The organism is Streptomyces sp. NPDC045695 (genome assembly GCF_056432025.1).
In genome coordinates, this window is record NZ_JBWKJU010000022.1 from 84,522 (window position 1) to 97,359 (window position 12,838).

General features: G+C 69.9%; 7 protein-coding genes and 1 pseudogene. 4 read left to right on the top strand and 4 right to left on the bottom strand.

Annotated features, from left to right (window positions below; all coding sequences use genetic code 11):
* The first annotated feature begins 225 nt into the window (after positions 1 to 225).
* The gene (gene tap, locus AC07DU_RS28890) at positions 226 to 2,457 is read left to right on the top strand and encodes a telomere-associated protein Tap (protein ID WP_479114614.1); all 2,232 of its coding nucleotides are present in this window, start codon (positions 226 to 228) and stop codon (positions 2,455 to 2,457) included.
* A gap of 6 nt (positions 2,458 to 2,463) precedes the next feature.
* Positions 2,464 to 3,018: a telomere-protecting terminal protein Tpg gene (tpg, locus tag AC07DU_RS28895; protein WP_479038791.1), complete on the top strand. Its 555-nt coding sequence runs from the start codon at positions 2,464 to 2,466 to the stop codon at positions 3,016 to 3,018.
* Between the two features lie 68 nt (positions 3,019 to 3,086).
* Here the strand turns inward: tpg and AC07DU_RS28900 are convergent, their stop codons facing one another.
* Positions 3,087 to 3,545 (bottom strand): hypothetical protein, encoded by a 459-nt coding sequence (locus tag AC07DU_RS28900; RefSeq protein WP_479114616.1) that lies wholly within the window; start codon positions 3,543 to 3,545, stop codon positions 3,087 to 3,089.
* Between the two features lie 273 nt (positions 3,546 to 3,818).
* Positions 3,819 to 4,205 (bottom strand): hypothetical protein, encoded by a 387-nt coding sequence (locus tag AC07DU_RS28905; protein ID WP_479114634.1) that lies wholly within the window; start codon positions 4,203 to 4,205, stop codon positions 3,819 to 3,821.
* A gap of 4 nt (positions 4,206 to 4,209) precedes the next feature.
* Between AC07DU_RS28905 and AC07DU_RS28910 the strand changes: the two are divergent.
* A pseudogene (locus tag AC07DU_RS28910) lies at positions 4,210 to 4,491 on the top strand (polyphosphate kinase 2); the annotation flags it as partial.
* Positions 4,492 to 4,506: 15 nt separating this feature from the next.
* Positions 4,507 to 4,890, top strand: a complete 384-nt coding sequence (locus tag AC07DU_RS28915; RefSeq protein WP_479038787.1) for a hypothetical protein — start codon at positions 4,507 to 4,509, stop codon at positions 4,888 to 4,890.
* Between the two features lie 846 nt (positions 4,891 to 5,736).
* Here AC07DU_RS28915 and AC07DU_RS28920 read toward each other — a convergent pair.
* Together AC07DU_RS28920 and AC07DU_RS28925 are read right to left on the bottom strand one after the other, a co-directional pair.
* Entirely contained in the window at positions 5,737 to 6,141 is a 405-nt protein-coding gene (locus AC07DU_RS28920; RefSeq protein WP_468629637.1) for a hypothetical protein, read from the bottom strand.
* A 24-nt stretch (positions 6,142 to 6,165) separates the two neighbouring features.
* Entirely contained in the window at positions 6,166 to 12,618 is a 6,453-nt protein-coding gene (locus tag AC07DU_RS28925; RefSeq protein WP_479114618.1) for an RHS repeat domain-containing protein, read from the bottom strand.
* Positions 12,619 to 12,838: the final 220 nt, after the last annotated feature.

Here is a 12,838-nt window from a genome sequence, read left to right on the forward strand (position 1 = left end):
GCGTCAGCGAGGTTGTGGGGGTTGTCGCTGCTTGTGTTTGGTGGTCGTGTTGATCATGGCTGTTATGGCTGTCATGGCTGTCATGGCGTGATCAGGCTGCTGTCGTGGGTGAGCTATCACAGCGTGAAACGTCGCCTCCCAAGAGTGGCTCCGTACGCGATCCGTACGGTTGATGTACGCCATACGTACGGCTCATGATGTAGGATGCGAGTCAGGAGGTGTTCCATGTCCGAGTTGTTCGACGCGGTCGACGCCCTGGTCGCGTCCCGCGCCGCCCTACCGCCGGCGGCGGAGCGCAAGCGGCTGCGAGTCGCGCACGGCCTGACGCTGGACGAAGTCGCCGCCGCCCTGCGCGTGCGGCGAGCCACCGTGTCCGGGTGGGAGTCGCTCACCAAGCCGACCGAGCCCCGCGGCCCGGAACGCGAGGCGTACGCACGGCTGCTGGCGCAGCTCGCCGAGCTCTACCCCGCGCCCGAGGAGCCGGCCGCCTCGGTGCCCGCCACGTTCACCAGCGCACCGGCCCCGGCCGAAGCACCGACTATGTCCACAGGCCCGGCCCCCGAGGCTGCGGCCATGACTGCGACCGAGAACACCCAGACCCCCGCCCCTGCTCCCGTCGCCGCCGCTGCCCCGGCCGCCGAGACCCGCCCGGCGCCCGCCACCAGGACGCCGACGTCACGCCGTCCGGCAGCGAAGAAGGCCGCCCCGGCGAACACCCCGGCGGGCGGCACCGACTCGCGGTTCGAGAACGGCCCGCTGGCGGTCCTGGACGTCGAAGACGGGCAGGTGCTGGCGTACTGCACCGGCGGCCTGGTCCTGGACGTGCCCGCCAAGTCCCTGCCGTCCCTGGTCGACTGGATCCTCAAGGAGGCCAAGCTCGGGGCGCCGAAGCTGTCCGGACCGGGCAAGGACGCCGACCCGCTCATCGTGCTCACCGAGGCCGCTCTAGAGCGCTACGGTCTGCCGGTGAAGCTCAGCGACGAGGAGCGGCTGGCCGGACGGCTGCCGGAGGGCCACAAGGTCGCCAAGCAGCTGGCCCGCGCCGAGTGGAAGCTCACCAAGCGCGGCTTCGGCCCCTGGGCGCGGATCTACCGGCCCGCGCAGGGCTCGGAGCGCGCGTGCGTCCAGCTGTGCATCCCGTCCTGGGGCGCACTCGCTATCCGGGACTGGGGCCAGGCCGGGCAGCTCCCCCCGGCGGAACTGGCCCGGCTGCTGGGCACGTACGCGGCCCGGGTGATCACGCCTCGCGGCTCCACGGCCGTGACCGGCCTGGAGCTCATGACGGCCTTCCACCCGGCGACCCGCGCCTCCGAGCCCGACGCCGACGGCCGACGGCACTCGGAGCACAACCCCGGCGGGCTGGGCAAGGACCCGGTCGACTGCGCACCGTGCGAGGCCCCCGACGGCCACCCGCTGCTCACCGACCTCCCGCGCTTCCACCAGCGCACCCCGGCCGAGATGCTGATGGAGGAGGCGTACGACTGGTCTCGTCCGCTGACCGACGACGAGTGCCTGCGCCGCAACCTGGTCGGCATCGACGTGAACATGGCCTTCGCCGCCGGCGCCAACGGCCTGGTCGTCGGTCTCGGCGCCCCCACCCACGTCAAGGCGCCGGTGTTCGACCCAAAGCTGCCCGGCTCCTGGCTCGTCGACCTCTCCCACGTCGACCTCTCCCGGGTTAAGGCTGGCAAGGACTGGGTGCACTTGGACGGCGCCCTGCTGCCCAGCCCGTTCACGCCAAAGGGCAACCGCCCCGAGGGGCCCGCCTGGTACGCGACGCCGACCGTCGCGTACGCGGTGGAGCTCGGTTACGACGTCACCCCGCTCGAGGCGTACGTCCGGTACGAGAACGGCCGCTACCTGGATGCCTGGTACGGCCGGCTGCGCGACGCCTACCTGGCGACGATGGCCGACCTCGGCGTCGGCGCCGACCTGCCGCCGCAGGAGTTCCTCGCGGCGATGGACGGCTACCGCGACCGGGACCCGGAGATGGCGATCGTCGTCTCGGCGATCAAGGCGACGGTCAAGGGCGGCATCGGCAAGCTCCGCGAACGGCCCCGCGGCGAGGGCTGGAAGCCGGGCCAGCCGTGGCGGGCCCTGTCCCGGCCGACCTGGCGCCCCGACATCCGCGCCGCGGTCATCTCCCGGACCCGGATCAACATGCACCGCAAGATCCTCAAGCACGCCGCCTTCACCGGGCAGTACCCGGTCGGGATCCTCTCTGACTGCGCCGTCTACGCCGTCGACGGGACGTCGCCGCTGGGCTTCCTGCCCTATTGCGAGGGCAAGCCGCTGCCCGGCGGGTGGAAGCTCGGCGTGAACCCCGGCCTGGTCAAGCACGAAGGCACCCAGACCGTCCTGTGGGGCGAAGGCGTCCGCGAGCAGCACGGCGGCGACCTCAACCTCGCCCGATACATCAAGGACGGCAACATCACCCACACCGACGACGGGGAGTAAACCGCGATGGCACAGCTCGGGGACGGCCTCAACCAAGCGGTCCAGAAGGCGTTCACACGCCCGATCCCGAAGACGGCGGGCGCCCAGATGCGCTACCTGGTCAAGCAGTACAAGTCCACCAAGGCCGCCGCAGCCGCGCTCGGCATCACCCAGCGCACTGTCGAACGCTACGTCAAGGATCAGATCAAAAAGCCGCGCCCCGAGCTGGCCGCCCGCATAGAGCGCGAGGTCAAAAAGCGGTGGCAGCCGCAGATCCGCGCCAAGGCCAAGAAGACGGCGGCCACCACCGGCGGGATCGTCGTCGACACCCGGGCCCGCTTCGGCTACACCGCCGCCCCCGGCACCACAGACGACGGCCGGCTGCGCCACCTCACCGTGGCGCTGCCGCCTGAGTTCGCCGGCCGCCTCTTCGACGCGCAAGACGCCGGAGCGACCGAGCAGCAGCTACGCGACATCGCCGCCGAGGGCCTGCAGGAGATCTACTTCAAGGACCGCGGCCGCCGCGCTGGCGGCCTCCTGGTGGAGTTCACCGACATCGACCACATCGAGTTCGATTTGTAGCGGGGCGTCCGCAGGGTGCGGCCGGGGCTGCGCGCCCCGGCCGGCCTACGGGGGGCACATTGACCGAGTCAGGGTGTCTCGCCGTGCTCGAAGCGTGCAGAGCGAGCAGCACGGTAGGCAGCATGTACCTTCTCATCACACTCTTCGCTGATGAGGCCGCCTCCGTTGACCCAATTGCCCCATTTAGTGCCGCGGGACTCCCAGAAGATGTGTGGCCCGTCGTTTCCGACGACGCCTCCTTCGGGCCACAGGTCCATGCCGGAGGAGAAGAAGCAGGCCGATCCGCTGAAGACATCGCCCTTCCGGAAGCTGAGAAGGGTGTGCGCGGGCTGCATGTAGCCGGCATGCTCGCCGGTCGTCTGGTCGACCAGGCTTCCTGTACGGTCGATCGGCCCCAGGATGAGGAGTCTGACCTCATACTCGTTTTCGCGTCGAGGGACGGACGGCCTCGGCAGGCCGAAGTGAGGTATCGCGGCGTACACGAGAAGTTCGACATCGAGCTGATCCTCGACTCCTTTGACTTCCACCCAGAGTTTCTCCTTGGGCAGCCAGAAGTCGGGCAAGTATGGCGCAGCCGCACCATGCTCACGAGGTCGTCCAGGTCGTCCAGGTCGTCCAGGTCGTCCAGGTCGAGCGGGACGGCGGATCCGGCGGCGATCTCCGCGAAGTACGTGCGGGCGAGCCTGGGGCTGATCTGGGCCATGCCCGGATGGTGACAGCGGGCTCTGACAACGCCAGCTCAGCCCCCGCACACGTGCACGGATCGCCGTACGGCCGTCCGATACGGGTAGGCCGGTGCTTCAGGCGCTCTGACCGACCCGGCTGATTCGGCCCTGTGTGTAGAGGAAGAGGCGGTCGACGTACTGGCGGAACGGCTCGGGGTTCGCGCAGCACACCGCGGCCAGTGAGAGATCCCCGCCTTGGGTGGTCGCGTAGCGCCCCTGGTCGCCTCTCGGGTCGCGGGCGTACAGGTCCCTGATGAACTCGACGACCAGGAGCTGGTCGTCGTCCGCAGCGAACAGGTCATCGTCGCTATCCTGTAGCCGCTTCAGCAGCTTGCCGAGGTCGTGGCCTTCCTTGTGTCCGGGCCCGACGAGCGCCTTCAGCGAGAGCTCGGCCAGCTGCCGGGCGAGGAAGAAGGCCGGCTGCGCGCGGGGGTGGCGTACGAGCAGAAGTTCGACGGTCACCGGGCGCAGCAACGACAAGCGGCGCGCCCGGCTGGAGGCGATGCGCAGCCTGCTGTGGCGGGTCGACTACGACAGGAAGGACGAGCTGGCGGTCGGCCGCCCGGATCCCTTGATCGTCGGGGCCGCCGACACCCTCCTCGAAGCCGGCGAGGACCCCGCCGACCTTTCCCCCACTCCCTTGACCGGCCTGGCCGTCGGCCCCGGCCATCACCCTGACCCGCCCCGGGCCCGAGCGCACCGTCCGGCGCAGGTCCTTTCTGATGAGGCCGGCGAGCGGGCACGGTGAAAGGAGGCATCGGCGATGCGCGCTCCTTCACACCGCTTCCACCTGGATCAGGAGGGCCACTCGATCACTGTCGAGTGGAGTCCGGCTCGCCGCCGGGCCGATTTGCTGGTTGACGGCAAAGTGATCGCCTCGGTGCCGACCCGGCGCCGCGCGACGACGCAGCTCGAAGGCGAGACCGTTGACGGTGCAGGTACGCATGCCTTCACGGTCCGACTGGGCAGTGCCGACATACCCGGAGGTGAACCCCTGTGCGCCCTGTTGGCCGGGGGCAAGCTTTACCTCATGCCGCAGGTCCCTTTGGCCGGGCAGAAGAACGTACCTGCCGAGCCGGCTCCCTCCGCCCGTACGCCCGCCGAAGCCATGGCCCGCTGGCGCGCCCGCCACCACCGGAGCGTATGAAGCGCGGCTCCGTGGCGGCGCCCGCGAGTGACGGCTCCATCGCCGCGATCCTCTGCCGGAGCGTGCCCACTTTGGATGTGGTGACTTGAGGAGCACCGAGGTCGGACACCCGGCCGACGAGCGGCCATGTCCCGGGCGGGCGGTCGTCCCAAGCAGGACCGCGCCGCCACGGTCTACCGGCGGATGAGCCTGCCCGGCCGATCTTGGTGGCGCCCTCGGCCAGCGACCGGCGGGCTTCTCAGCCGCTCACGGCCGCGCAGCGCATGCGCATCCCAGCCGCTCCCGGCGGGGCCGCGGACTGAAGGCGCTGGGCGCCGAGCCCGTGCTCGAGGACCCCGCGGGCGCCGCTGGCCGGCGAGGGCTTCGCGCTCGTCGGCTGTGGCAAGGGCGTGCCGTTCGCCTGCCGTGCAGGCCTGGGCTGATCAGTTTGATGTCGGGGCGATATGGCTCCGGGCCGAGCTATCACGGCTTGGTGATGGGGGGCCGGGGTTGCACTCCGGGGAACTCCAAGATCCCCGACAGAGTCAAGGCCGGGGAGACGGAGCACCACGTTGTCCGGGAGGCCGGTCCGGTCCGGAACGACCATGTCAACCAGGTGTTCCCACAACTCCCCACGGCAGACGGCGCGATTCTCGGGGCTGAGGAGAGAGCGGGAGGCGAGCGATGGCAGGAGGTCCAGAACCGAGAGAGTCAGAGAGAGTGGGGTCCGCCATCGGCCGGGGCGCCTGGGAACCGCGTGCGGCCACCGGCGCCAGGGCGCGAAAAGGGGTCGTGCTCATCCTCGGTGGGATGAGCACGACCCCTCGTGCGGAGGCTCAGGTTCTCCGCGATGACCGGTCTGCTGGTCTACTGCCGGACGAAGGGCTCGCTACCCTCCGGGGCATAGGCCAGGTCCAGCTCTGCCTGACCTTGATCCGTGGAGTACAGGAAGAACAGGTCGCACGTCGGGCCACCGGCGGCGGCCGTCAACTTGACCTCCGTAGCCGGTCCGACGGAGTCCAGATGCCAGGGTCGCCAGGTACCGGTGAACTTCGTGTCGGCTGACCACGACCCCTTGTGACACACGCTGGGAGGCAGGCTCACCTCTCCGAGCGCACCGTCCTTGAGGAACTGGATCGTGCCCAGGGTCGGCGACTTCCAGGACCCGACGACATGCCGCGCCCTGTCCTCGTCCGTCTGCACGGTGCAGGACACCGCCAGCGGTAGGACGGCCACCAGTGAGCCGATCAGGAAACGGACGCCACTCCTCATCCGACATCTCCCTTCTGGAGCGGGTTACTCGAAGTCACTGGGTCGGGCATAGTTCCCACCTGTCATGTAATTCTTTGCCTCCCTGGTGATCGCGTCCCTGAGCTGGGACTCCGAGGCCCCGGGGTTGGCTGCGGCGATCTTCTCGCCCATCTGGCGGCCGTACTCGTTGTTCACGAGGTCCGAGAGGTGATCAGCATAGTTGTGGCCTTCCCGGTCGCCGTACGCCTCGTGGGCGTCCGCGACCATCTCGGCGGTCTGGGCCCCGTGCTTGGCCGTGATCATGGCCTGCCAGGTGAAGTGCCGGTAAGCGTTCTGCCCCTCGTTCTCCGCCCCGGGGTATGCGTCCGCCGCTACGTTCGCGGCCCAGCCGGTGATCTGCTTCGCGTCGTAGCAGTCGGCCACGCCGATGTACGCGCAGACCATCAGCTCCGACTTCTTGGCCTTGCCGGTCGCGATCTCGTCGTACGGCTCCGCCCCGGGGATCTGCGTCTGGCCGGGCACCGTCTCGTACTTGAAGTTGGTGTTCTGGCGGTACTCCCTCTCCAGCTGCTCGCCGTAGGCCCGGCGCGCCTTCCTCATCTCGTCCGCGGCGTTGGCCATCAGGCTGCCGGTCCACCCGGACGGCTTGACTCCCACGCTCACCAGGTACGCGGCCAGTGCGGCCTTCCGGTACGGTTCCTCGGCCTTGTTCTGCGCGACGATCGCCTGGTACCTCGGGCCTTCGCCGAGGATCTTCGTTCCGCCCTGGCAGCGGTACATCCCGCTGGCGCACTCCTCCAGGGCCAGCCCCGACGGGTCGCTGTACCTGAGCGGGTTGTTGTCGCTGTAGGTGTAAGCGGCCAGGGACTGGGGGTCGGTTGCGACGAAGAGCGGGTCGGCGGAGATGAAGCGGCCGGTGGTGGGGTCGTAGTCGCGGGCTCCGAGGTGGGTGAGGCCGGTGGCCTCGTTGACGCCGCCGAGGAAGCCGCGGGTGCCGGACCAGGTGGTCGGGGCGGTGCCACGGGTGCCGCCGAACGGGGTGGTGCGGCGCTGGTTGAGGGCGCCGGTGGTGGCGTCGATGTTGAGTTCGGCGGTGCCGTGGTGGTCGTTGACCTGGAAGGTGACCTTGTTGTCGTCGGTGCGGACGGCGGTGGCCGTGGCGCCGAGCGGGTAGTAGCGGGTGGCGGTGGCCTTGGCTGCGCCCTTGACGAGGTTGAGCTCGGTGGTGCCGAGGTAGAGCGTCCAGTTCTCGGCGGCCGGGTTGGCGGTGTCGAGGGTGTGACCGATTAGTCGGTTGCCCGAGGTGTCGTAGAGGTAGTCGGTGGTCTTGGTGGTGGTGGTCGCACCGTTCTTGACGGTGTCGGCGACCTGGGCGAGCCGGCCTTCGGTGTTCCAGGTCAGGATCTGGTCGCTGGTCTGGGTGCCGCTGGGCTTGAGGTGCCGTTCGGTGGTGTTGCCGGAGTTGTCGTAGGTGTAGGTCTGGGTGACGGGCGTTCCGGTGCCGCCGGTGACGGTGCTGGTGCCGGTCAGGGTGTGGGGCCGGGCGGCCGTGGGGGCCGGGTAGGTGTAGGAGGTGGTGGCGTTGTTGGCGGTGTTGCCCGCCGGATCGTGCCGGGTCTCGGTGGCCCGGGTGCCGTTGGTGTTGTAGGTCCAGCTGGTCCAGTACGGGGCCGGGCCGCCGAGGGTGGCGCCGGTCGGCGAGGCCGGGCAGGAGCTGCCGGTCGGGGTGAACGTTTCGGTGAGGCGGGTGAGGTAGTCGTAGGTGAAGCACTGCCGGTCGGTGCCGGAGCGCGAGGTGTCGGTGACCGAGGTGACGTTGCCGACCTGGTCGTAGGTGTAGGCGGCGGCGCGGGCTGCGCCGGTGATGCCGTACTGGTCGGTGCGGCTGGAGACCAGTCGCTGGGTGCCCCACTCGTAGCCGAGGGTGACGTAGGTGTCCTTGCCTGCGGTGCCGTTGCTCAGCGTGGACTGCAGCGGCTTGCCGGTGAGGCTGTAGCTCTGGGCGGTGAGGTACTTGCTCAGGCCCTCGGCTGCGGTCATCCGGTGGAGGCCGTCGTAGGTGAACGCGACCGACTCGGAGGCGAGGTTGCCAGCCGCCGGGTAGGCGACCGACTTCACCAGCCCGTCGAGGCGGTAGGTCGTGCCGTTGATGTAGGAGCCGGCCAGGTTCTCCTGACCGGGGACGGACGGGATGGTGACGGTGGTTCGGTTCGGCCGGGACAGCGCGTCGAACAGCGAGTAGGTGGTCTTGTACTCGTAGGTGGTCGCGCCGACGGTGCTGAAACGTGAGGCTGTGGACAGCTGGCCCTTGTTCCCGGACGGGTCCCAGGTCTGCGAGGTGAGCAGCGGTCCGGTGACCGGGCCGTCGTGGGTCTCGATCAGGCGGCCGAGGTTGTCGTAGACGCTGGAGACGGTCTTGCCGCGGCCATCCGTGGTCCTGGTGACCTCGCTGCGGACGTTGTACGCCTTGGTGGAGGTGCCGCTGTCGGGGTCGACGGCCTTGGTCTGGCGGCCGAGCTGGTCGTAGAGCCAGGTCCAGACGGTGCCGGACGGGTCGGTCAGCTTGTTCATGTGACCGGCCGGGTCGTAGCCGTAGGTGGTGGCGTCGTACGCGCCGGTCGGGGTGGCCGACTTGTACTGGCGCAGCTCGGTGGTGCGGCCCGCGGCGTCCGTGATGGTGGTCGTCGGGATGCCGCCCTGCGGCGGGGTGACGGTGACGCGGTCGCCGCCGTACTCGGTGAGTGTGGTGGACAGCGGCGTGCCGACGCCGTTGCCGGCGAGGGTGGTGGCCTTCACCACGCGGCCGAGGCCGTCGTAGGTGTTGGCGGTCTGGGTCTCGACGCCGGTGGCGTCCTCGACCTTGAACAGCGTGGTGGAGGGCGCTCCCGTGGCGTAGTAGGGGGCGTAGCTGAGGGCGGCCTGGCCGCGCTCGTCGTAGAAGGTGTCGGTGAGGATCCGGCCGCCGTTGCCACCCGGGGCCTGGGTCTGCCGGACGCGGCCGAGGCCGTCGTACAGCGTGTAGGTGGTGGCCTGCGAGCCGTCGACGTTGAGGGTCTTGCTGGTGACGGCGGTGATCGCCCCGTCCGCGACCGCGTACGCGAACTCGTGGTTCGGGGTCTGTCCGCTCGACTTGAGGCGGTCGGGCCGCCAGACCTTCAGGGAACGGCCCAGGGCGTCGTACGTGAGATCGCTGCGACGGCCGTTCGCGTCGATGGTGCTGGTGCTCAGACCGCGCATCAGGTCGTAGTCGACCGTGGTGGTCTGGGCGGTGGCGCTGTCGCCGACCGTGGCCGGCGGCGTGGTGAGCGTGGACCTGGTCGCACGTCCGGTGGTCGGGGTGTAGGCGTTGGCGGTGGTACGGGCGTCGGTGGACGCGGTGGTGACCGGGCCGGTCGCACCGGTGGTGTCGAACACGGTGGTCGAGACCAGCGCGGTGTCGGTCAGCTTGCGGCCGTACAGGTCGAACGTCGCGGAGCTGTCTAGGTAGGTCGCGCTGGTGCCGGTCTGCGACTTGAGCGTCTCGGTGAGCGTGACGTCGCCCTTGGTGGGGGCGGCGCCGTACGCCTGGCCGTCGTAGCGGAGCCGGGTGTCGGCGAGGACGGCGGAGGTGCCGTCGGCCTGCGTCTCACGGCTGACGTTGGTCGCGCAGGCGGCGGCCACGACCTCGGTCCGGGTGACTCCGTTGAGGATCCAGGACGAGGTGTTGTCCGCGTACGTGGTGCGGGTGCACTTGTTGTCGGTGGCCACGGCGACGTCGCCGAGTTCCTCGCCCTGGGTGGTCCGGCCGTAGGTGTCGAATGTGTTGTTGGTGCGGGTCTCGCGCCAGGCGGCACCTGCGCCCTTGTCGAGCGAGGCGAAGGAGCGGGTCACCGCGGTGCCGGTGAGGTTGGCGGTGGTGGTGCCCCAGTCGGTGGTGCGGGTGGCGCTCTGCTTCTTCCACGGCGTGTTGACCGTCTTGGAGAGGATCACGCCGCCGGGCTTGTCGTACTGCTCGGTGCGGTACTCGTAGCCGGCCCACGCCTGGTCGTCGGTGAGGACGGTGCCGTGGCCGTCGTCGACGGTGACGCTGCGCTTCTTGGTCTTGTCGGCGGGGTCGTTGCGGTCGCCGTCCATGCCGCGCAGGAACCAGTGCTCGGCGTGGGTGGACATGGCGGCCACGCCGCCGGTCTCCACCCGGGCGCGGGCGTAGCCGCGCCATTGGGACCAGGTCTTGAGCTTGTCCTTGGTCAGGCCGTCCTCGTCGTCGAAGTGCCAGGCGGCGTCGCCGAGGTAGGTGTAGTGGGTGACCATGTCCGGCGCGTGGCCGGTGCGGTCGGTGGCGGTCACGGCTTCCACGACGTACTTGTTGAACCACTCGGTGGTCACCGGTACCTCGTCGGACGCCTGGTATTGCTGGGGGAAGCAGCGGGTGGTGTTGGTCTGCGGGGTGGGCAGGTTCGCCCAGTCGCACACCGCTGCCGAGTAGTTGACGTCGAGCTGGCCGCCGAGCTCGTCGGTGATGGTGCCCAAGCGCTGCTTGATGAACGGCGCCCGGCCGTCACCGACCTTGTCGAGCCGGTTGACCATCTGCTTGTAGGCGAAGGTGGTCGGCGGCAGCGCGATCGCCGGCGTCGCGGAGGAGCCGGTGCGCTTGATCGAGTCCAGCAGCAGCTGGTAGTCGAAGTCGGCGGTGCCCCACTTGTGCTTCAGGTCCCAGGTGTCGACGGCGGCGTAGCTGCCATCGGCCTGCAGGGTCTTGGCGACGACCTGGGTGAGGCGGGTGCGGGTGAAGAAGGTCGGGGAGTACTGCCCGGTGCAGTCGGTGCCGTCCTTGCAGTTCCGGTCCCACGGAGTGTCGTACCAGTACTGCCGGTTGGCGTCGATGTTCGCCGGGTCACAGGTGCCCGAGGTGGTCTCCAGGCAGCGCTCGCCGGTGCCAAAGTCCACCCGGCCCATCGGCTTCACGGTCGCCGAGTAGATGTCGGACTGCCGCTGGCCGTACTCGATGTGCTCCAGGCGGCCGCCGCGGACGTACGGGGTGCGGTCGGTGGCCTTGAGGTTGCGGCCGTAATTGTTGGTCTCCTGGGTGTACCAGTAGGTGACGTCGTTGCCATGGGCGTCGATCACCAGGTCGAGGTTCCAGCGCCAGCCCTGCTGGCACCAGGACGAGGCGAAGTCGGCGCCGTTGCAGGGTTCGCCCGCGTTGTTGCCGTAGACCGGCACGGTGTACACGGACTTCGTCTCGGGCTTGCCGCTGGCCCAGTTGGACAGGCGGTTGTAGCCGAAGTAGTAGCGGGTGCCGTCCGAGGTGACCGCCCGGAAGTACTCGCCGTCGTTGTCGCCGTTGGCGCGGTTGACGTCGCGGCCGCGGGTTACCTTGGTGTTGTCGTCGCCCTTGATCCGCCACTCGTTGGCGCTTACCGGGATCAGTTCACCGGAGTGTCCGGCGAAGCTGATGGTGGCGTTGTCGGTGGCCCAGCACTGGTCGCCGGGGGTGACGCCATTGGTCTTCGGGGCGCCGTCGTCGGCGCACGGCTTGTAGCTGCGCTCGACGAAGCCGGGGGACAGCTCGAAGCCGTCACCGGCCCAGGACGCCTGGTTGTTGCTGTTGGCGGTCCGGCCGTCGATCGCACCGGAGTTGTAGGACAGGCCGAGCTTGGGGGTCAGACCGCCCGGCATGGCGGTCAGCGGCATGTCGTACGACCAGGTGAACGCACCGCTGTTCAGCGAGGTCGACCACGAGGACGCCGAGGACAGCGGGGTCGCCTTGTAGTCACCGCTGGGACCGGCCGTGTCGGCGGTCGCGGCGAGGACGGTCACCGGCCCGGAGAGGGCCTGCAGGCGCATCGAGCCGGCCGGCGCCGCCGGCGCGGCGGTGACGGTCTGCTTCTCGAGGTCGTTGCCGCCGGGCAGCGGGGTCTGGGTGCGGCACTCCGGCTTCTTTGGAGTGGTCAGCACGCAGGCCGGGAGCTGGACCAGGTGCAGGCGGGCGCCGAAGCCGGAGCCGGCCGCCTGCGCGAAACCGCTGTAGTCCACGCTGACCCTGGTCGGCGCGTCGCTGCCGCCGACGGTCAGCAGCACACCGGTGATGCCGGCCTTCCGCGCGAGGTCCTGGCCGAGGACCTCGACCTTGGCCTCCTGCGGCGCGGACGCGGGTGGCGCGGACCGGGCCTTGGCGAGGCCCGCGGCGGCGCTCTCCAGCGCGACGGGCAGCTTGCCCGCCCGGGCCGGGGCCTGGCCGGCGGGCGCGGGGACGACGCTCGCGCTGCCCGCGCCGGGCCAGCTGGTGTGCTTGGCGGCGGGGGCGCTGACGGTGGTGTCGCCCTTGCGGGCCTTCACCTTGCCGTTAGAGCCCTTTACCGGCTTCTCGGACGAGGCGGCGGCGGGCTTGGTGTACTGGTCGGCGGCGGCGCTGCCGGCGAGCGGCAGGGCGGGCAGCAGCGAGCTGAGCAGGGTGGCGGCGACGACGGCCGGGACTCTGCCTCGGGACCGCCGGTCGGCGGCCCGTGGGATACTCATCTGTCGGGATTCCTTGTCGATCATGGATTTTCGCGGCGCGTCCGGATCGGACCGCCGCCGTTCCCGGGCCGGTCGGGGCCGGAAACGGCACGGCGGGGGGGGGGGGGGGGGGGGGGGCCCCCCCCCCCCCCCCCCCCCCCAAACCCAAAAAAGGGGGCCAGCTCTTTTTTTGTCTTTCCTCCTTTTGTTCTTTTTTTCTCCCCCCCCCCCCTCCCCGGAA